The 20003-nt window shown below is 67.7% G+C and carries 17 protein-coding genes; 3 read left to right on the top strand and 14 right to left on the bottom strand.

Translation table 11 applies throughout. The features are described 5' to 3' along the window. Positions 1–170: 170 nt before the first annotated feature. From BGO20_RS19770 to BGO20_RS19705, 14 genes are all read right to left on the bottom strand, one after another. Positions 171–1055, bottom strand: a complete 885-nt coding sequence (locus BGO20_RS19770) for a 3-hydroxybutyryl-CoA dehydrogenase (protein ID WP_291659183.1) — start codon at positions 1053–1055, stop codon at positions 171–173. An 80-nt stretch (positions 1056–1135) separates the two neighbouring features. After that, positions 1136–2080, bottom strand: a complete 945-nt coding sequence (locus BGO20_RS19765) for an electron transfer flavoprotein subunit alpha/FixB family protein (RefSeq protein ID WP_291659182.1) — start codon at positions 2078–2080, stop codon at positions 1136–1138. Continuing rightward, a complete protein-coding gene (locus BGO20_RS19760) occupies positions 2080–2826 on the bottom strand; it encodes an electron transfer flavoprotein subunit beta/FixA family protein (RefSeq protein ID WP_291659181.1) in 747 nt (248 codons plus the stop codon). The genes BGO20_RS19765 and BGO20_RS19760 overlap by 1 nt, the downstream gene beginning before the upstream one ends. 177 nt (positions 2827–3003) lie before the next feature. Continuing rightward, a complete protein-coding gene (locus BGO20_RS19755; RefSeq protein ID WP_291659180.1) occupies positions 3004–3702 on the bottom strand; it encodes a rhomboid family intramembrane serine protease in 699 nt (232 codons plus the stop codon). 7 nt (positions 3703–3709) lie between these two features. After that, positions 3710–4291 carry a cob(I)yrinic acid a,c-diamide adenosyltransferase gene (locus BGO20_RS19750; RefSeq protein WP_291659179.1) on the bottom strand — a complete coding sequence of 194 codons (582 nt, stop codon included), beginning with the start codon at positions 4289–4291 and terminating at the stop codon, positions 3710–3712. 60 nt (positions 4292–4351) lie between these two features. Continuing rightward, complete coding sequence (locus tag BGO20_RS19745; protein ID WP_291659178.1) at positions 4352–4936, bottom strand: acyloxyacyl hydrolase; 585 nt, start codon at positions 4934–4936, stop codon at positions 4352–4354. 163 nt (positions 4937–5099) lie between these two features. Continuing rightward, entirely contained in the window at positions 5100–5291 is a 192-nt protein-coding gene (locus tag BGO20_RS19740; protein ID WP_291659177.1) for a twin transmembrane helix small protein, read from the bottom strand. Positions 5292–5355: 64 nt separating this feature from the next. Beyond that, on the bottom strand, positions 5356–6636 hold the full coding sequence (locus BGO20_RS19735) for a glycosyltransferase family protein (protein WP_291659176.1): 1281 nt from the start codon (positions 6634–6636) through the stop codon (positions 5356–5358). 145 nt (positions 6637–6781) lie between these two features. After that, entirely contained in the window at positions 6782–7486 is a 705-nt protein-coding gene (locus tag BGO20_RS19730) for a polysaccharide deacetylase family protein (protein WP_291659175.1), read from the bottom strand. 62 nt (positions 7487–7548) lie between these two features. Further along, positions 7549–8694 (bottom strand): glycosyltransferase family 4 protein, encoded by a 1146-nt coding sequence (locus tag BGO20_RS19725; protein ID WP_291659174.1) that lies wholly within the window; start codon positions 8692–8694, stop codon positions 7549–7551. 28 nt (positions 8695–8722) lie between these two features. Next, positions 8723–9910, bottom strand: coding sequence for an ABC transporter permease (locus tag BGO20_RS19720; RefSeq protein ID WP_291659173.1), 1188 nt, complete (start codon positions 9908–9910; stop codon positions 8723–8725). Continuing rightward, positions 9907–10905, bottom strand: a complete 999-nt coding sequence (locus tag BGO20_RS19715) for an ABC transporter permease (RefSeq protein WP_291659924.1) — start codon at positions 10903–10905, stop codon at positions 9907–9909. The genes BGO20_RS19720 and BGO20_RS19715 overlap by 4 nt, the downstream gene beginning before the upstream one ends. Before the next feature lie 6 nt (positions 10906–10911). Continuing rightward, entirely contained in the window at positions 10912–12873 is a 1962-nt protein-coding gene (locus BGO20_RS19710) for an ABC transporter substrate-binding protein (protein WP_291659172.1), read from the bottom strand. After that, positions 12870–14750 carry an ABC transporter ATP-binding protein gene (locus BGO20_RS19705; protein ID WP_291659171.1) on the bottom strand — a complete coding sequence of 627 codons (1881 nt, stop codon included), beginning with the start codon at positions 14748–14750 and terminating at the stop codon, positions 12870–12872. The genes BGO20_RS19710 and BGO20_RS19705 overlap by 4 nt, the downstream gene beginning before the upstream one ends. Positions 14751–14978: 228 nt before the next feature. Here BGO20_RS19705 and BGO20_RS19700 point away from each other — a divergent pair, with 228 nt between their 5' ends. Genes BGO20_RS19700 through BGO20_RS19690 form a run of 3 tightly spaced genes read left to right on the top strand, consistent with a single transcriptional unit; the run spans position 14979 to position 19976 of the window. Then, positions 14979–17711, top strand: coding sequence for an ABC transporter transmembrane domain-containing protein (locus BGO20_RS19700; protein WP_291659170.1), 2733 nt, complete (start codon positions 14979–14981; stop codon positions 17709–17711). Further along, positions 17708–18154, top strand: a complete 447-nt coding sequence (locus BGO20_RS19695; RefSeq protein ID WP_291659169.1) for a Crp/Fnr family transcriptional regulator — start codon at positions 17708–17710, stop codon at positions 18152–18154. Before BGO20_RS19700 ends, BGO20_RS19695 begins: the two co-directional genes overlap by 4 nt. A 16-nt stretch (positions 18155–18170) precedes the next feature. Continuing rightward, entirely contained in the window at positions 18171–19976 is a 1806-nt protein-coding gene (locus tag BGO20_RS19690) for an adenylate/guanylate cyclase domain-containing protein (protein WP_291659168.1), read from the top strand. The last annotated feature ends 27 nt before the right edge of the window (positions 19977–20003 follow it).

The following is a 20003-nucleotide window of genomic DNA, read 5'->3' as shown; positions in this document are numbered from 1 at the left end:
CAGCGGGACGAATCCCGCCTGACGATCAATGTAAGCGCGAGACGACAGGAATGTGAAGGAGCTTGTTGCCGCTGGGGCGGAGACCGGCGCGAGCAGAGGCTCGGCTGCCGGCGCCGGCTATGGAAGTACAGAGGCTCGTGGCCGGTCGCGCCGCGGCCTGCCACGCCTGGTCAGCGGGTGGGGACGGGCTTCTCGCCGCGATAATCGTAGAAGCCGCGCTTGGTCTTGCGGCCGAGCCAGCCGGCCTCGACGTATTTCACCAGCAGCGGGCAGGGGCGGTACTTCGAATCGGCCAGCCCGTCATGCAGCACCTGCATCACCGAGAGGCAGGTATCGAGGCCGATGAAATCGGCGAGCTGGAGCGGGCCCATCGGGTGATTGGCGCCCAGCCGCATCGCGGTGTCGATCGCATCGACCGAGCCGACGCCCTCGTAGAGGGTGTAAACGGCCTCGTTGATCATCGGCAGCAGGATGCGGTTGACGATGAAAGCCGGAAAATCCTCCGAGACCGAGACCGTCTTGTGCAGCTTGCCGACGAAGTCCTTGGCGAGCTCGAAGGTGCCGTCGTCGGTCGCGATGCCGCGGATCAGCTCGACGAGCTGCATCAGCGGCACCGGGTTCATGAAATGGATGCCGATGAAATGCTCGGGGCGATCGCTGGCGGCGGCGAGCCGGGTGATCGAGATGGAGGAGGTGTTGGAAGCGAGGATCGCCTTCGGGTGCAGATGCGGGCAGACGGCGGTGAAGATCTTGCGCTTGACCTCCTCGTTCTCGGTCGCGGCCTCGATCACGAGGTCGCAATCGCCGAGATCGGCGAGGCCGATCGCCGGGGCGATGCGCCCGATGGCGCTGCGGCGCTCCTCGTCCGAGAGGGCGCCCTTCGAGACCTGGCGGGCCATGTTGCCGTCAATCGTGGCGAGCGCCGCGTTGATGCGCTCCTCGGCGATGTCGTGCAGCTTGACGTCGAAGCCCGCCGCTGCGGTCACATGGGCGATGCCGTTGCCCATCTGGCCTGCACCGATGATGCCGATCTTCCTGATCGCCTGGTCCGACATGATTGGTTCCTGATCGCTTTCCTGCTCCCGGCGGGAGCGAACGGGCCGCCCTGCGGGCGGCCCGGCATGGCCGTCCCGTCTTACTTGCCGGCCTTCGCCAATTCGGCGTCGAGCTCCGGCAGGACGGTGAAGAGGTCGCCGACGAGGCCGTAATCGGCGATCTGGAAGATCGGGGCTTCCTCGTCCTTGTTGATGGCGACGATGACCTTCGAATCCTTCATGCCGGCGAGATGCTGGATCGCGCCGGAGATGCCGACGGCGATGTAGAGCTCGGGGGCGACGACCTTGCCGGTCTGGCCGACCTGCCAGTCGTTCGGGGCGTAGCCGGCATCGACCGCGGCGCGCGAGGCGCCCATGGCGGCACCGAGCTTGTCGGCGACGGGCTCGATCACCTTGCCGAAGTTCTCGGCCGACCCCAGCGCGCGCCCGCCCGAGATGATGATCTTGGCCGAAGCCAGCTCCGGACGGTCGGACTTGGCGACCTCCTCGCCCTTGAAGGACGAATTGCCGGGGTTCTCGGCGGCCGAGACGCTCTCGACCGCGGCCGAGCCGCCTTCGCCGGCCGCCTGGAAGGAGGCGGTGCGGATGGTCAAAAGCTTCTTGGCGTCGGTCGACTGCACCGTCTGAATGGCATTGCCGGCATAGACCGGGCGCTCGAAGGTATCGGGCGAGACGATCTTGCTGACATCCGAGACCTGCATCACGTCGAGCAGGGCGGCGACGCGCGGCAACACGTTCTTGCCGGTGGTTGTGGACGGGGCAACGATCGCGTCGTAGCCGTCGGCGAGCTTGACGATCAGCGCGGCGAGCGGCTCGGCCAGCGCGTGGCCGTAAGCGGCGTCATCGGCGAGCAGCACCTTCTCGACGCCGGCGAGCTTTGCAGCCGCATCGGCAGCGGCCTTCGAGCCCTGGCCGGCGACGAGGATGTGGACGGGTGCGCCGAGCTGGGCGGCGGCGCTCAGCGCCTTGGCGGTGGCGTCCTTGAGCGAGGCGTTGTCGTGTTCGGCGATCAGCAGCGTGGTCATCAGATCACCCCGGCGGTCTTGAGCTTGGAGACGAGTTCGGCGGCGTTCGCCACCTTGACGCCGGCGGAGCGGCCGGCGGGCTCGGCTGTCTTCAGCACCTTGAGACGGGGCGACACGTCGACGCCGAGCGCCTCGGCCGTGGTCTCGTCGAGCGGCTTCTTCTTCGCCTTCATGATGTTGGGCAGCGAGGCATAGCGCGGTTCGTTCAGGCGCAGGTCGGTGGTGACGATCGCCGGCAGCTTCAGCGACACGGTCTGCAGGCCGCCATCGACCTCGCGGGTGACGTCGACGCTGTCGGTGCCAAGCTCGACCTTCGAGGCGAAGGTACCCTGGCCCCAGCCCAGCAGGGCCGCCAGCATCTGGCCGGTCTGGTTGCAATCGTCGTCGATCGCCTGCTTGCCGAGGATGACGAGGCCGGGGGCCTCCTGCTCGACCACCTTCTTCAGGAGCTTGGCGACGGCGAGCGGCTCGACGATGCCGTCGACCTTCACGAGGATGCCGCGGTCGGCGCCCATCGCCAGACCTGTGCGGATCGTCTCGGCGGCCTGCGCCGGGCCGATCGAAACCACGACCACCTCGGTCGCCTTGCCGGCTTCCTTGAGGCGCAGCGCCTCTTCGACCGCGATCTCGTCGAACGGGTTCATCGACATCTTCACATTGGCCAGCTCGACGCCGGACCCGTCCGCCTTCACGCGGATCTTCACGTTGTAATCAACCACCCGCTTGACGGGCACCAAGATCTTCATCGCCAGATCACCGTTCAGAAGAGATGCGCCTCGCGCCGCACCGCCGATCACAATGGCGGAATGGCGGCATCGCGGCCCTAGGCTGGAATGCGGTCGGACCGTAGCGACGGGTATTTGCGCTTGTCAACGGCGTCAGGGTGCGCGGTTCCCCGGGGCTTCGGGTGAGGAGGCATGGCATCACGACCCGGCTATCCGCCGCCCGAACAGGCGGACGCCGCGCCGGATGAAAAGCGGCGTCAATGCCGCCCCGGTGGCGAGACCGCCGAGATGGGCCCACCAGCCGATATTGCCCTGCGGATCGAACCAGGCCGAGGCAGCCTGGAACAGGATCCAGCCGCCGAGGGTGTAGACGGCCGGGACATGCACCGGGATCCACTTGAAGGCGAGCCCCCAGACGCGGACGCGCGGGTAAAGCATGAGATAGGCCGCGATCACCCCCGAGATCGCGCCGGAAGCCCCGACCAGAGGCTGCTCGGAGTCCGGATTGGCCAGCGCATGGGCCAGCGACCCGCCGAGACCGCACAGGAAGAAGAAAGCGAGAAAGCGGGCATGGCCCATCGCATCCTCGACGTTGTCGCCGAAGACCCAGAGGAACAGCATGTTGCCGAGCAGATGCGCAAAGCTGGCGTGCAGCAGGATGTTGCTGAACAGCGTGAGCCAAGGGGGCGCATGGGCGAGACCTTCGGGCAGCTGCGCCGCGCCGAAGAGCACCGAGGGAATCAGGCCGAAGCCGGCGAGAACCGCGATGTCGTTCTCCCGATGCGGCCCGAAGCTGAGCGCGAGCTGGAACAACGTGCATGCCGCGATCAGCCCGTAGGTCACGAAGGCCGAGCGGGTGAAGCGCAGGGGAACCCCATCGTAGATCGGGACGAACATGCCGGGCTCAGCGGTTCTGGCCGGGGATCCAGAGCACGTCGCCGCCGGCCTTGGCATTGAGGAAGCGGGAGGCGACGAACAGGAAATCCGACAGGCGGTTGATGTATTTCAGGGCGGGTGGCGCCACGGCCTCGCCCTCGGTCGCGGCGAGCTCGACCATGAGGCGCTCGGCGCGCCTGCTGACCGTGCGGGCGAGATGGAGGTGGGTCGCCGCCGCCGTGCCACCCGGCAGCACGAAGGAGCGCAGCGGCGCCAGTGCTTGGTTGAGGGTGTCGATCTCGCTTTCGAGCCTGTCGACCTGAGCCTGGACGACCCGTAGCGGCTCGAAGGAAAGGGGGGTGTCGGTTTCGGGCGTCGAGAGATCCGCGCCGAGATCGAACAGGTCGTTGCTGATCCGCGCGAGCATTCCGTCGACGGTGGAATCCTCGGCTGCGGCATGAAGCCGCGCCAGGCCGATGCATGCGTTGGTTTCGTCGACCGTGCCGTAGGCGGCGACCCGCAGGTCGTATTTCGGACGACGCGGGCCGGCGGTCAGGCCGGTCGAGCCGTTGTCGCCGGTGCGGGTGTAGATGCGGTTGAGCTTAACCATGCCTCGCTTATAGCGCGACGCGGCGCCGACGGAAGCTGGCTCTTGCCGCTGATCCGGCCGTCAGAAGGTGTAGCCGAGCTTGGCGCCGAAATTTGCGGGGCCGCGCGGAGAGGGCGCTCCGGGCTGGCCGGAGCAGCCGGCCGTGCTGAAATGCTCCAGCGAGGTGACGAGGCTCCAGCGGTTGGAGAGGCGGAAGCCGAGCGCCGCGGCCTCGCGCGTGCCGGTGTCGCAGCCGAGGCTGAGGCGATTCACCGGGATGATCGTGCCCGTCTTGCCGTCATGCAGCGCCGCCGCGAGGCTGGCCTCCACGAAGATGTCGCGGCCGATGTCGAACGTCCAGGTCGCTCCGGCATAGGCATAGCGCGTCCCGTTGAGATTGATGCTTGAGCCGATGTTGAAGCGGGGAATGAAGGCGGCGGCGAAGCGATCGCTGAGAGGGACGATCCGTGGCGTCAGAAGTTCGCCGCCGATATTGAGCAGCCCCCCCTCACGGCCGCCTGGATTGGCGACGCCGCCGCCGATTCGCGCTTCCCAGCCTGGCGCCGGGGCCTGGGTGGCAGGGGCATAGCTCGATACGTTTGGCGGCAGAGGCCCCGACTGAGCCCAGCTCGGGACACTGAGCAGGCAACTGGCAAGAAGGAGCAACGCGACGCGAACCATGACGACCGGGGAAAGGTGAGAGCTGGCGTTAGTGAAGCACACATACCCGTGTTCGGATTGTGGCGAGGTCATTCTGCGACCGCCGCGATCCCCAGCTTCATCTCTGGTCACGTCCTATGAAATCAATGGCTTGCAAGGAGGGGTCGGATCACCCGCCGCTGCGCCACCACAGGACGAAGACGATGATGACGATGGCCAGGAACTGGAGCTGGACGCGCAGCTGCATCAGCTTTTGCGAGGTGTTGGCGCTGCCACCCCGCATCATGTTGATCAATCCGAGCAGGAGGACGACGGCGACGGCGCCGATGGCGACGGGGACCAGGGAGTTCGAAAGCGTCATGTTTCAGGCTTAAAGCCCTCGCGAGTGCTTTGCCAGTGGCAGCATCGCCGCAAGTCGGGAACCGTCAGCTCGAAACGGCGCTCGGCGCCGGGGCGCGGCCGCGAACCGGAGGGGACAGGTCGTCGGCGAGCGCGCGGCAGATCGTCGGAAGACCGTCCAGCAGGTCCGGCACGAAAGCCTGGGAGGGCGGCAGCCGCTTCGGCAAGGCGTGGAGCGCGGCAGCCATGACCATCGGATCGCGCTCGCCCTCGCCGTTCTGCGAGGGATCGTAGAGCACATCGATCAGCCCGAGCTCTTCGGCGCGGCCGGCGCGAATCGCCTGTTCGAGGCGGGGGCGCACGCGCGGCACGATCAGCGCCGGCTTGTCGAAGGAGAGGATCTCGCAAAAGGTGTTGTAGCCGCCCATGGCGACGACGCAGTGGGCACGGTTCATCAGCAGCTCGAGCCGCGGCTCGAAGCCCAGGCCTTCCAGCTTCGGGTTGCGCGCGATCCGCTCGGCGAACTCCTTGCGCTTCTCGCGCGACATGAAGGGGCCGAAGACGATCAGCGCCGGCAGGGCAATGGTGCCGTCGGCTTCATAGGCGGAGATCACCCAGTCGATCACGCCGGCGCCATCGCCGCCGCCTCCCGGGGTGACGAGGATGAAGGGCTGCTTGGTGACGCGCGGATAGCGGTTGGGCGGCATCGGGCTGGGGACGGCCCGCTTGAGGTAGCCGAGATAGCGGGTCTTGCCCGCGAAGCGCTGCTGGTTCGGCAGGCCGGCCAGCGGCTGATAGACGCTTTCCAGCCCGTAGACGAAGATATCGTCATAGATCGTGTCCAGCGCGTCGAGCGCGCCGCTGTGCCGCCACTCTTCGAGGAGCTTGGCCGGCTCGTCGAGGACGTCGCGCAGGCCCAGAACGATGCGCGCCCCGCGGCGGCGCAGGATATCGAGCGCCGGCTTAAGCTCGCCGCGCAGCCCGACGGGCTCCTTGTCGACGATGACGACGTCCGGATCGAAGGAGAGGACGGTCTGCTTGATGATCTCGGTGCGCAGCCGGATCGTATCGTCGAGATCCAGGTTGAGGTGGTGCGGGCCGTAATGGCCGTCGCTCTGCTTCTCGACGCCGGGGATGCGGACGTAGTCGACCCCGTCCCCGAACTGGAAGCTCGAGATCACGGAGGAGCCCGAGACGATCAGGATGGAGATGTGCGGAAAGCTCGCGATCAGCGCATTGGCGATGGCGCGGCACCGCCGGATATGGCCGAGCCCGAAGGTGTCGTGGCTGTAGATCAGCACACGCGGAGCGTGGGAACTGCGCGGGCTCCGTTCGGGGCTCGCCAGATCGATGACGTTGGACGACATGGAACGCCGGCCTCCGGAACAGGTCAGACGACTTCCTGGCGGGGCCGAGCACACCAGACAGCCATGCCGGGGCGTGGCTGTACCCATCTATAGCCTGCGGCCCGAGCCGATCCAAGCCCGTCTGAACGCCGGTTGAGCGGGTTTTTCAGGCAAGCCCGTCCGGGTAAAGCAGGCTGCGTGGATCGGCGAAGGCGGCGGCCGGGTGAGCGGCCACGATCGTCAGCAGATCGTCGAGGACGCTCCAGGCGGCTTCGTCGTGGTCGCGATGATGCAGCAACAGGCCGAGCGCATCCGCGCCGGGCTCGTCCTCGCGCCATCCTGCCAGCAGAGTTGCGATCTCGCCGACCAACGCGGCGGCGCTCCTGCCCACCCGCCCGCCATGCCAGTCCATGACATCGACATGGGTGTTGAGGAGCGCCGGGCCGCCGTCGGGCCCGTTGCGATGGTCGCGGAAACAGGACAGGCCGGCGAAGCCCAGTGCGGGCAGCCGGGCCGCGTGGCGCGGATCGATTCGATTCCACGGCGGCACGAAGATCGGGAGGAGGGTTTCGCCCAGAAGATCGCGCAGGCGCCGCCAGGCTTGCGCGATCTCGGCGTCGACGGCATCGGCCGCACGGTCCGGGCCGAATTCGGATTTCTTCGCGCCGGCCGGTGCGTGGTTGCGATGCCAGCAACCGTGCTGGCAGGGCAGCAGCAGCCTGCCGCGCAGCGCGTCGGCCAATGCCGCATCGGCCAGCATCGGGATGACCGCCAGCAGAATCGGGACGTCGAAGCGCGCGGCGGCGGCCGACAGCCGGTCGAGCGCGGCGCTCGGCGCGACGGCGTCGTCATCGCGCAGCCACAGCCGCAACCGCCGGCCGGTTGCATGCCAGCGATCGAGCTCGGCCAGGAGGGGAGCCCAGGCAGAGGCGGTCATGGCAGCGGCGCGCCTCCGGCGCGAGCCTGGCGCTTGAGGCTGCGGTTGCGGCAGGCGATCGCAAGGCCCTCGGCCAGTCTTTCCGCTGCCCGCGCCATGGTTCGCTCGCTCAGGACGAAGCGCCGCGCCGCCTTGCCCATGGCGGCGCGGCGGGCGCCGTCCCGCAGCAGCCCGGCGAGCGCCGCGGCGAAGGCTGCTTCATCGCCCTCCGGCGCCAGCAGCGCGGTCTCGTCGCGCTGGACCGTCGCCGACACGCCGCCGCTGTCGAAGGCGACGACAGGCAGGCCGGTCGCCTGCGCCTCGAGGTAGACCAGCCCATAGGCCTCGCGCACGCCCGGCCAGACGAAGATGTCGTGATGTGACAACTCGCCTAGCGCGCGCTCGCGATCGAGCAGCCCGAGAAAGGCGACGCGTCCGGCGGGGAAGCCTGAGAACGCCTGTTCGATCTCGCCGCGCTTGCGGCCGTCGCCGACGATGCTGAGGCGCCAATCCGCATCGCGAATGCGGTCGAGGATGCGGGCGAGCGCCAGATAGCTGTTCTGCTTGGTGCCTTCGCGCATCATGGCGATGGTGATCAGCCGCGGCGGGCCGCCGTCGGCAATCCGTCGGGGCGGGTTGCGGTCGAAGGCGATGAAGGGCGGCAGCGGCAGGAGGGCGATTCCCTCCCGCCGCCAGGGCTCCAGCCCCAGCCGGTCCCGCTCGGTGAAATGGAAATGCAGGTCGGCAGCATCGAGCCCGCGGCGCACGATGGCGGTGTGCGGTGCCCATTCGTCATGGGCACGGCGTGCCGCATCGCTGGCTTCCGCCGTGACATACGGGATGTCGAGCGCCGTCGCGATCTCCGGGCCGAGCAGGTCCGGGGCGCGATAGTAGTTGTGATAGGTGAACCAGAGATCGGGAGCCGCGGCCGTCCCGTCCCGCCAGCTTGCAAGCAGGTTTTCCCGCAGGGCCTCGGCTTCGGCCTGAAGGCAGGCGAGACTGGCGGCCTCAGAATCCCGCAGATAGCCGCGCCCGATCTTCACGGGCTCGACGACGTGGCCGAGCGATTCCAGAGCCGCGACGAGCTGGCGCGCCATGCGCCGGTCGCCGGAGACGCCGCCATCGGCGAACAGGTTGAGCGGGGTGTGGAACGCGATGCGCAAAGCTGTCTTGGGGCGGTGCAGAGCTGCTCTAGCGATAGGGGTCGGCCGCGTCGCGCAGGCCGTCGCCGAGGAAGTTGAAGGCGAGGATGATCACGATCACGGGGACGACGGGATAGAGCAACCAGGGATAGAGCGCCACCACATTGATGTTCTGCGCCTCGTTGAGCATCACGCCCCAGCTCGTGATCGGCGGCCTGAGGCCGAGGCCGAGGAAGGAGAGCGCGGTCTCGCCGAGAATGGTGCGCGGGATGGTGATCGTCGCGGAGGCGATGAGGTGGCTCATGAAGCCGGGCACCAGGTGCAGCGCGATGATGCGCCGGGGCTTCGCGCCCATGAGCTGCGCCGCGACGACATAGTCCTCCTCGCGCAGCGACAGCAGCTTGGAGCGCACCGACCGGGCGAGCCCGGTCCAGTCCATCAGGCCGAGGATGACGGTAATGCCGAAATAGACCAGCAGCGGGCTCCACGAGGGTGGCATGATCGAGGCCAGCGCGAGCCAGAGCGGTATGTGCGGCAGCGACTGCACGATCTCGATGATGCGCTGGATCACCAGATCGATCCGGCCGCCATAGTAGCCGGCGATGCCGCCGATGATGACGCCGAGCACGAAGGAGATGCTGACGCCGATCAGGCCGATCGAAAGCGAGATGCGGCCGCCATAGAGGATCCGCGAGAGCATGTCGCGGCCGAGCCGGTCGGAGCCGAGGAAGAAGAAGGTGCTGCCCTCGGGGGGGCAGACGAAATGCAGGTTCCCCGGTAGCAGGCCCCAGAAGGTGTAGCCGTCGCCGCGGCAGAAGAAGCGCAGCTTCTGCGGGTTGGCGCGGTCTTCGGTGTACTCCCGCTTCAGGTTCTCCATGTTGAGGTGGAGCCTGTAGGGGTAGACGAAGGGGCCGACGAAGGCGCCCTCGTGGAAGAGCCTGACCTGCTGGCCGGGCGCGCGGATGAAGTCGGTGTTGCGCGTGGTATAGTGATAGGGCGCGAGGAACTCGGCGAAGGCGGCCATGCCGTAGATGACGACGATCACCACGGCGGAGATCACCGCCAGCCTGTGCTTGCGGAACTTCCACCACATCAGCTGCCATTGCGAGGCGAGGTAGACCCGCTCCTGCTCGGGCGTCATCTCCTCTGTGGCGTAGGGCTCGAACGGGGCGGTGGAGGCCGCATGGGGCAGCGGCGCGCCGTCCGGCGGCAGATCCTTGAGCGTGTTCGCCGTCACTTCGTCGCCGCTCCCTGCAAGCGGATGCGCGGATCGAGAATGGCCAGCGCGATGTCCGAGATCAGGACGCCGATCACGGTCAGGAAGGAAAGGAACATCAGGAAGGACCCGGCGAGATACATGTCCTGGGCCTGCAGGGCTCGGATGAGCAGCGGGCCGGTGGTCTGGAGCGACAGCACGATGGCGACGACCTCGGCGCCCGAGACGATCGAGGGCAGGATGTCGCCGATATCCGAGATGAAGAAGTTGAGCGACATGCGCAGGGGGTACTTGCGCAGCGCCTTGCCGGGCGGCAGGCCCTTCGCGCGCGCCGTGACGTAGTACTGCTTCTGCAGTTCGTCGAGCAGGTTGGCGCGCAGCGCGCGGATCATGCCGGCGGTGCCGCCGGCGCCGATGATGATGACCGGAATCCAGAGATGCTCGAGCACCGATTTGAGCTTCGCCCAGCTCATCGGCTGGTTGAGGTATTGCGGATCGACGAGCCCGCCGATCGAGATCCCGAACCAGATGTTGGCGAAGTACATGAAGACGAGCGCCAGCAGGAAATGCGGCACGGCGAGGCCGATCAGGCCGATGAAGGTCAGGCCGTAATCGCCCCAGCTGTATTGATGCGTCGCCGAATAGATGCCGATCGGGAAGGCGACGAGCCAGGTGAAGATGATGGTGGCGAAGGAGACGATCATCGTCAGCAGCAGCCGGTCGCCGACGATGTCGCGCACGGGGCGCTGGTACTCGAAGGAGTACCCCATGTCGCCGTGGACGAGGCCGGCGACCCAGCGGACATAGCGCTCCAGGGGCGGCTTGTCGAAGCCGTACTCCTTCTTGAGGAACTCGATGCGGCTCATGTCGGCCTTCTCACCCTGGGCCTGCATCTCGGCCGCCATCGTCTCGAAATAGTCGCCTTCAGGCAGGTTGATGACGGTGAAGATCAACGCGCTGGTGACCAGCAGCGTCGGGATCATGATCAGCATGCGCTTGAGGATATAGCGAAGCAGCACCGCTCAGCCCTCGCCCTCGGTCTTTCGCGCCTCGAACCAGAAGGTGTCAGGCAGATAGCGCCCCAGGAAGGCGCCGGGCTCGAAGCTGTAGAGCCCCTGCTCCGGCACGTTGTTGAGGTCCTTGGACACGACGATCGGCTGCAAGGTGCTGTTGATGACGCCGATCGTGAAGAGCTGCTCGGCGTTGATCCGCAGCATCTGCCGCCAGATCTCGCGCCGCTGGCGGGTGGTCACGCTCAGGCGCCACTCGCCGTAGAGGCGCACGAGTTCGTTCGCCTCGGGCAGGGCAGGGCGCTCGCCTTCCCGGCCGTTGGTCTCGAAGAACTGGCCCCAGCGCGGCCATTCGAACTGGGCGGAGGAGGTCGGGGCCAGCGCGTCTGGCTCCATGTCCGGCGTGACCAGCGCGTTGTCCATGCCGGCCCAGGCCGACATCACGGTCTGGCCGGCCAGGATGCGGCGACGGAAGACGTCGCGCTGGGCCGAACGCGGATAGATCTTGATCCCGACCGCCAGGAAATCCTGCTTCAGCAGGTCGAGGATGTCGGTCTCCTCGGTGTTCTCGCCGGCGGTCTCGACGGTGAATTCCAGCCGGCGCCCGTCCGGGAACAGGCGGATGCCGTCGTCGTCGCGCCTGGTCAGCCCGATCTCGTCGAGCAACTGGTTGGCGAGGGTGGGGTCGTGCTGAATCCAGGCGGCGGCGAGCGCCGGGTCGTAGAGCGGGCTTTCGGGCAGCGCCGTATTGCCGCTCTCCCGCGCGAGCCCGAAGAAGATCACCTTGTTGACGTCGGCGCGGTTGATGGCCACCGAAATCGCCCGGCGGTAGCGGACGTCCCGGTTGAGATCGCGCCAGACGGGGTCGATGGCATTGAGGTTCGGCAACAGGGCGAAGTAGGCGCCTTCGGCCCGCTTCCACAGGCGGACGTCGAAGTTCATCCGCTTCGAGGCTTCCTTGAGGAAGGTATAGTTGTCGAAGCGCAGATAGCGGGCCTGAAGGTCGGCTTCCCCCGCAGCCGTCTTGGCCGGGATCAGCGAGCTGGTGCCGATGGTCATCGTCGCCTCGTCGGCATAGGGCAGTTGCCGGCCATTCTCGTCGATGCGGTGGAAATAGGGGTTGCGCTCGAAGACGAACTGCTCGGCGGGCAGGGGCGTGGTGTTGCGCCAGGGCTCGACCGTCGGCAGCTTGGGGTTCTCCGGGCGGTACATGCGCGAGTTGCGCTCGTGCAGCGCGCCCCAGTCGCGGACCCGGTTCTCCTTGATCTTCATGGCGAGCTCGTGCTTGCGCGCATGGCGCTCGTGGAACTGCCGCAGATATTGCGAGGGCATGAAGATGTAGGTCGGCTGGGCCGCGGCGAGCGCGGGCAGGAAGATCGGGTTGGGCGACTGCCAGCTGTAGCGAATCTCGGTCTCGCTCAGGACCTCGAAGACCGGCGGCTCCCCGGCCGAGAGCAAGGCCTGGGGAGGGCCGCCCGGTGAGAGACGCTCGTTGTTGGCGACGTCCTCCCACCAGTAGCGGAAATCCTCGCTGGTCAGCGGGGAGCCGTCCGACCAGCAATGGCCGGGGCGCAGGCGCAAGGTGAAGACGCGCCCTTCCTCGACGTCGAAGCTCTCGAGCACATCCGGGACGAGCTCGAGGTTGTCGTCGTAGACCACGAGCCGGGTGTAGCCGTAGAGCGTCATCATGCGCAGGTCGCGCTGGTCGCCCATCAGCAGCCGGATGTTGCCGCCATGGCGGCCGGCACGGCGGCCGAGGCCCGCCATGTCGAGCACGCGCGGGATATCGGGCAGCCGATCGCCGACCGGCGGCAATGCGCCCGCAGCCACGCGATCGGCGAAGAAGGGGCTGTCGATGGCCGAGGGCGGCCGGGGCGCGGCGCGCGGGCGGCGCGGCAGGCCGAGACCCGCCACCGCCGCCGAACCGAGCAGGAGCGCTGCGCGGCGTGTCGGGCGCGGGCGGCGCTGCGTCATGACACCAGCTCCTTCACATCGGTATTCGGGCGCGCCAGCACATAGTGCCCGTCTCCAAGGGACAGGTGAGTCAATTCGCCGTTATCGGGCCCCGCCTTGAAGGCGCGGTTCCAGCCGCTGTCATCGGAGGCGCCGCCGGGTGCGGCGAGCTTGAAGTCGAGCTTGCGATCCAGATCGGCGAACGGCACCGAGCGCAGCAGCGCCTTGGTGTAGGGGTGGACGGGCCGGTTGAACAGCGCGTGCCGCGGCGCCAGCTCGACGATGCGGCCATTGGCCATCACCGCGATCCGGTCGGCCATGTAGTTCACGACCGCGAGGTTGTGCGAGATGAACAGGAAGGTCAGTCCGCGCTCGGCCTGCAGGTCCTTCAGCAGGTTGAGGATCTGCGCCTGCACGGAGACGTCCAGCGCCGAGACCGGCTCGTCGCAGATGATGAGGTCGGGGTCGAGGGCCAGCGCCCGGGCGATGCCGATGCGCTGGCGCTGCCCGCCCGAGAACGAGTGCGGGTAGCGATTGAGGAAGCGGGTATCGAGCCCGACATCCTGCATCAGCGCGCTGACCCGCTCGACCTGCTCCGTCCCTTCGCCACGTTCGTGGATGGCGAGCGGCTCGCGCAGGATGTTCTTCACCGTCATGCGCGGCGAGAGCGAGGAGACCGGATCCTGGAAGATCATCTGGACGCGGGGGCGGAAGGCGCGCAGGGCCTCGCCCTCGAGGGCCAGGACATCGACGCGCTCGCGTCCGTCGTCGAAGATCACCTCGCCGGCATCGGCCGTGACGGCGCGCATCAGGATCTTGCTGACCGTGGTCTTGCCGCAGCCGCTCTCGCCGACCAGGCCGAGGCACTCGCCGCGACGGATATCGAAGGAGACGTCGTTGACCGCCTTGACGATCGAGAGGCTTCCCTTGCCGAAGAAGCCGCGCGAGCCGGTGACATAGGCCTTTTCGAGATGCCGCGCCCGCAGCAGCGGAGCCGCCTCCGCCGGCCGCGGCTCCGGTGGCCTGGCCGCGGCGGGCGGGCGCGGGCGCGCCTCCCGCAGCGCGACCAGACGCTCGCCCTCCGCCATGTCGAAATGCGGCGAGGCCTTGAGCAGCGCCTTGAGATAGGGGTGGCGCGGCTGCCGGAAGATGTCCTCGACCGGGCCGCGCTCCATGATCTCGCCATGGAAGATCACGACGACTTCGTCGGCCATGTTGGCGACGACGCCGAGATCGTGGGTGATCAGCAGGATCGCCATGCCCATCTCGGCCTGGAGATCGCGCATCAGGTCGAGCACCTGGGCCTGGATGGTGACGTCGAGCGCGGTGGTCGGCTCGTCGGCGATGAGCAGGGCCGGCTGGCAGATCAGCGCCATCGCCAGCATGGCGCGCTGGCGCAGGCCGCCCGACAATTCGAACGGATAGAGACCGAAGGCGCGGTGTGGGTCCTTGAAGCCGACGCGCTTCAGCATGGCCTCGATCAGATCACGGGCCTGCGCCTTCGGCATCGGCCGATGGAGCAGCAAGGCTTCCTCGATCTGGTTGCCGATCGTGTGCACCGGCGAAAGCGACGACATCGGCTCCTGGAAGATCATGCCGATGCGCCCGCCGCGCAGCGCCCGGATGCCGGTGCCTTCGCGGGGAAGGGCGGCGATGTCTATCACGGTCTCCGGCGCCAGCGGATCGCGGAACAGGATTTCGCCGCCGGTGACGTCGCCGGCGCGCGGCAGCAGGCCCATGATCGCCTGCGAGATCACCGATTTTCCCGATCCGGACTCGCCGACCAGCGCGACGGTCTTGCCGGCGGGGACCCGCAGGCTCACGCCCTTCACGACGTCGCGGGCCAGCCCGTGAACCGTGAAGCCGATGCGCAGATCACTGACGCGAAGGATATCCATGAACCGAACTGACGCTTCCCCAGAGATCACAGTCCTACCCGGCCTCGCTAGACGTTGAAAGCGTGGTCTTGCCGATGAAGTTCCCTTATCGCGCCGGGCGGGCGCGGCACGGCTTCGTGTCGAACGGCACATGTACACGGCAGTTGGTCAACCCTATATGATTGGTGCGGGTCCGCGGCGTCGCTGCAGCCGGGCGCCGCTTCGCCGCACCGAACAGGATCGCCTCCTTTGGAGCCCAACCTTTTCCGCTACATCTGGCAGAAGAGCCGCGGCGAGCAGATCACCGTCCTGCTGATCATCCTCGTCTCGATCCCGTTCAACTGGGCCTCGTTCGACGTTCCCAAGCGCATCGTCAACGACGCCATCCAGGGCGGGGCCTTCAAGGACGGCCGCACGACCACGACCCTGATGGACTTCACGCTCCATCTGCCGGCATGGCTGGGCGGGGCCAGCTTCAAGCTGTTCGACGGCATTCAGGTCGGGCAGCTCGGTCTGCTGGCCGGGCTGTCCAGCTATTTCCTGCTGCTCGTCCTGATCAATGGCGGCTTCAAATACGTCATCAACGTCCGCAAGGGCATTCTCGGCGAGCGCATGCTGCGGCGCATGCGTTACGATCTGTTCAGCCAGCTCATGCGCTTCCGGCCGGAGGAGATGCGGGCCGTCAAGCCGGCCGAGATCGCCAGCATGATCAAGGACGAGGTCGAGCCGATCGGCGGCTTCGTCGGCGATGCCTTCATCCAGCCTGTCTTCCTGCTCAGCCAGGCGCTGACGGCGCTCGTCTTCATCATGGCGCAAAGCTTTTGGCTCGGCTCCATCGCGCTGCTGATCGTGCTGGCGCAGGCCATTATCATCCCGATCCTGCGGCGCGAGCAGCTGCGCCTCGGCCGCGAACGCCAGCTTGCCTCGCGCCAGCTGGCGGGCCGCATCGGCGAAATCGTCGACGCCGGCCCGATGATCCAGGGCCATGGCGCGACCGCTTACGTCCAGTCCGACATCGCAGGCCGCCTCGGCACGCTCTTCGACATCCGTTACGCGCTCTACAAGCGCAAGTTCGCGGTCAAGTTCCTCAACAATCTGCTGGCGCAGATCACGCCGTTCTTCTTCTACGCGATCGGCGGCTATTTCGCGCTGCAGGGCCGGCTCGACATCGGCCAGCTCGTCGCGGTGATCGCCGCCTATCGCGATCTGCCGCCGCCGATCAAGGAGCTGATCGACTGGGACCAGCAGCGCAACGACGTGACCATCAAGTACGACCAGGTGATCTCGCAGTTCAACAGCGACGACACGCTGATCCTCGACGAGGAGAAGGCCGTGACGCCGCTGCCGGCCGCCGGCGAGATCCAGGTCGAGGCGCTGCAGATGCTGGACAATCGCGGCCAGCCGCTGCTGATGCCGCTGTCCTTCAGGATATCGCGGCCGGGGATCGTCGCGGTGATCGGCCCTCCCGGCGGGGGAAAAGACGTTCTCGGACGCATTCTCGGCCGTCAGGCCACCAGCTATGCCGGCCGTGTCCTGATCGACGGCGAGCCCCTCGCGGCGATGTCGGTCGAGCGCGCGAGCCATCTCATCGGCTACGCCGGCGACGAGGCGGAGGTCATCGCCGGCTCGATGCGGGACAACATCCTGCTGCCGCTGCAGCGGCACCGGCCGGGCCTGAAGGCCGAGCAGGCTGCCGCCGGGGAGCAGCGCCGCTTCGTGGAAGCGATCCGCTCCGGCAACTCGCCCTTTCCCTTCGAGGCGGACTGGACCGACTATGGCGGGGCGGGGCTCGACGACCGGGCGGCGCTCGCGCGGCGCGTGCGCGATCTCCTCGATGTGCTCGGCTGCACCGAGGACGTCTATAATCTCGGGCTCGGCGGCAAGGTGATGCCACCCGTCAGCGAGGAGGCGAGGCGGCGCATCATCACCGCCCGGCGCGCCGTCGCACGCGAGCTCGTGCGGGCCGAGCGTGGCGATCTGATCGAGCCCTTCGTCGCGGATCGCTACAATTCCAACGCGACCATGGCCGAGAACCTGATCTTCGGCACCTGCACGACAGCCCGCTTCGACAGCGCGACCCTGTATTTCGAGCCTTATGCCCATGCGATCCTGCGGGCAGAGGCCTTGATCGAGCCGCTCTCGGAGATGGGCAGCCGGATCGTCGCGACCGTGGTCGAGATCTTCGCCGGCTTGCCGACCGGGCACGCGCTCTTCGAGCGCTACTCCTTCGGTGCGGGCTTCGATTTCGAACGCCTCAACGCTCTGGCCGCGACCCTGGCCAAGCAGGACATGCGCTCGCCGCTCGATCCGGAAACCGAGTGCGATCTGGTCGCACTCGCGCTCGGCTATATCGAGCCCAAGCACCGGCTCAACCTGATCGACCAGCGTCTTCAGCAGCGAATCCTGCGCGCCCGGGCCAGCTTCCGCAGGCATCTGCCGGGCAATGCCGTCGACGACGTGGCGTTCTACGATCCGGATCGGGTCATGTTCGGGGCCAGCGTGCGCGACAACCTGCTGTTCGGGCGCATCGGCTACGGCATCGCCGATGCCGAGCACAAGGTATCGGCCGTGGTCCACCAGGCGCTGTCGCGCGCGGGGCTGGAGGGGACGCTCTATCGCCTCGGCCTCGATACGGAAAGCGGCATCCGCGGGCGTTATCTGCCGGCCCGCCTGCGACAGGCGGTGCCGCTGATGCAGGCCCTGATCAAGGCGCCGCAGATCGCCGTGCTGGACGTCTCCGGGCTGCTGGCGATCTCGGACGATCCTGCCGGGATCGTCGAACGGTTGCGGCGCTATTGCAGCGGCATGACGCTGTTTCTTCTCATGGGAGATGCTAACCTGTTGCAGGACGTTCCCCTGCGGGTGCTCTTCCAGGGGCCGACGGGTGTCGTCGAGGCCGGCACGCCGCCACAGGCCGCGAACGATGCGCTCGGCCAGCCGCCCCGTTTCGGGGGCGCCCAGCGGATGGAGGTAGGGTCATGACGCTCGAAACCGATATCGCCTGCTTGCGCGAGCTGCCGCTGTTCCGCGAGCTGCCGTCCTCGCGCCTCAAGCTCGTCGCGCTGATGGGGGAAAGGCTGCGCTTTCCCGCCGGCTCCGTCATCGTCAGCGACCCGGCGCGGCTCGACGGAGTCTATGTCATCCTGCAGGGGGACGTGGAGTTCGCGCAGCAGCGCGACGACGGTGGCGGCCGCCGCTTCCAGAAGGAGGCCGGCAGCATCATCGGCGACGTTTCGCTGCTGAGCGGCAAGCAGTTCCTCGGCAAGGTGTCGGCCGGCACCGACGTGCTGGCCCTGCGGATTCCGAAAGACCTGTTCTTCGAGCTGCTGCAGACGGTGCCGGAATTCAGCCTTGCGGTCAGCCGCGACCTTGCGGATCGGGTCGCCCGCCTCGCCAACGCGCTGCTGGCCGGCGAACCGGCTTGAGGGAACGGGTCCAGCCATGAGCCTGCCACAGAATGCCGGTGCCCGTGGAGGCGCCATGGGCGCCGGCATGCAGCATGTCTCGTCCTGGAGCCGGGATATCCGCCTGGCCTCGGGACTCGTCCTGCTCGCCTTCGCGACCTCGCATTTCCTCAACCACGCCGTCGGAATCTTCGGCGTCCAGGCGATGGAGGCGGTCCAGAACTGGCGCTACTGGTTCTGGCATAGCTGGGTCGGCACGGTGGCGCTCTACGGCTCCCTCGTGGTCCATCCGTTCTTTGCCCTGCTGCGGGTCGCCGAACGCCGCACCTTCAAGATGCCGGCCCGCGAGATGCTGCAGATCGCGCTCGGTCTCGCGATTCCGCTGCTGCTGGTCGACCACATCATCAACACCCGGGTGATGGGCGCTTATTTCCACGTCGACGAGAGCTATCACTCCGTGCTGCGGCGGCTGTGGCCCTATTCGATGCTGACCCAGTCGCTGCTGCTGCTGCTGGTCTGGGCGCACGGCATGATCGGCATCCATTTCCTGCTGCGCTCGCGGGAGAGCTACCGCCATTGGCGGGACGTGTTCCTGCTTGGCGCGATCCTGGTGCCGCTGCTGGCACTGATCGGCTTCTTCGTCGGAGCCCGCGAGGCGCAGCTGATGGGACTGCCGCCCGAACTCGTCACCCGGGCCCAGCGGGACATGGTCGCCTTCAACGTGACGTCGGCGAAGGCGGTCTTCTACGGCCTGGTCGGCTGCTTCATGATCTTCGTCGCCGCGCGCGAGATCCGCGTCCGCACGACCGGGCAGATCACGATGCGCTTCGTCGGCCACGGCACCCGCCGGCTGGCGCCGGGGCCGACCGTGCTCGAGATGTTCCGGCGGTTCGGCATCCCTCATGCCGCGCTCTGCGGCGGGCGGGCGCGCTGTGCCACCTGCCGGGTTCTGGTGATCGACGGCGCGGACTCCCTGCCGGCGCCGGGAGCGAACGAAGCCAGGCTGCTCAGGCGCATCGCCGCCCCGGATCGGGTCAGGCTGGCCTGCCAGATCCGGCCGCGCGACGACCTTCAGGTGCAGATCCTGCTCGCCTCCCGCCTCAATGCGGCGCCGGGCAGAAGCCTCGAGCCCGACGCGATGCTCGGCCGCCGCGACCTCACGGTCATGGTCGCCGATCTCAGGGCATTCTCGGCACTGTCCGAGCGGCAGCTGCCGCAAGAGCTGATCGGGCTGCTCAATCGCTTCTTCGACGAGATGAGCCAGGCGATCACCGCCCATGAGGGGCGCATCGACGCGTTCTACGGGGATGGCTTCATGGCGGTCTTCGGTCTCGAGGGTACGCCGGCCAGGGCCGCACAGGCGGCGATTGCCGCAGCCGCGGACATCGTGCGCGCCGTGGAGGCGCTGAACCGCGAGTTCGGCGCGGCGTTGCCGCTGCCGCTGAGGATCGGCATCGGCATCCATACCGGCAATGCCATCATCGGCGCCGTCGGGAACGACAATCTCGGCCGCCGCGAGATCACGGTCGGTGAAACCGTGATGATCGCGAGCCAGCTCGAATCGGCGACGCGGCGCGTGCTCGCCGATGTCGTCGTCTCGGACGACACGATCCGCACCGCCGCCCGCACCTATCCCGGCACGACCGCGCTCAAGGTCGCGATCAAGGGGCGCGAGGTGCCGCTGGCCGCCTTCGGCTTCGCCAGTGCGCCCGAGATCGCCCGGCGCAAGCGCGGCGCAGACGCGCCAGCCGCGGCGGCACCGGTCGCCCCGCCCGGCGGCCGGGCCGATCCGGCCCCTGTGCCCGCCGCCCCGGGTCCGGACGACAAGCCGGCCCAGCCCTGAGGACCTGCCTCAGGAGGCGATAGGGCG

Origin of the sequence: Allobosea sp. 67-29 (genome assembly GCF_001898115.1) — a bacterium.
Taxonomy (GTDB): Bacteria; Pseudomonadota; Alphaproteobacteria; order Rhizobiales; family Beijerinckiaceae; genus Allobosea.
The sequence above is the reverse complement of the archived record's forward strand: the minus strand, read 5'-3'. Positions and strand labels throughout refer to the sequence as shown.

Excerpts from the sequence above, each read along its gene's own strand:
- BGO20_RS19770 (WP_291659183.1), bottom strand. The coding sequence starts at position 1,055 with ATGTCGGACCAGGCGATCAGGAAGATCGGCATCATCGGTGCAGGCCAG.
- BGO20_RS19765 (WP_291659182.1), bottom strand. The coding sequence starts at position 2,080 with ATGACCACGCTGCTGATCGCCGAACACGACAACGCCTCGCTCAAGGAC.
- BGO20_RS19760 (WP_291659181.1), bottom strand. The coding sequence starts at position 2,826 with ATGAAGATCTTGGTGCCCGTCAAGCGGGTGGTTGATTACAACGTGAAG.
- BGO20_RS19755 (WP_291659180.1), bottom strand. The coding sequence starts at position 3,702 with ATGTTCGTCCCGATCTACGATGGGGTTCCCCTGCGCTTCACCCGCTCG.
- BGO20_RS19750 (WP_291659179.1), bottom strand. The coding sequence starts at position 4,291 with ATGGTTAAGCTCAACCGCATCTACACCCGCACCGGCGACAACGGCTCG.
- BGO20_RS19740 (WP_291659177.1), bottom strand. The coding sequence starts at position 5,291 with ATGACGCTTTCGAACTCCCTGGTCCCCGTCGCCATCGGCGCCGTCGCC.
- BGO20_RS19735 (WP_291659176.1), bottom strand. The coding sequence starts at position 6,636 with ATGTCGTCCAACGTCATCGATCTGGCGAGCCCCGAACGGAGCCCGCGC.
- BGO20_RS19710 (WP_291659172.1), bottom strand. The coding sequence starts at position 12,873 with ATGACGCAGCGCCGCCCGCGCCCGACACGCCGCGCAGCGCTCCTGCTC.
- BGO20_RS19705 (WP_291659171.1), bottom strand. The coding sequence starts at position 14,750 with ATGGATATCCTTCGCGTCAGTGATCTGCGCATCGGCTTCACGGTTCAC.
- BGO20_RS19695 (WP_291659169.1), top strand. The coding sequence starts at position 17,708 with ATGACGCTCGAAACCGATATCGCCTGCTTGCGCGAGCTGCCGCTGTTC.
- BGO20_RS19690 (WP_291659168.1), top strand. The coding sequence starts at position 18,171 with ATGAGCCTGCCACAGAATGCCGGTGCCCGTGGAGGCGCCATGGGCGCC.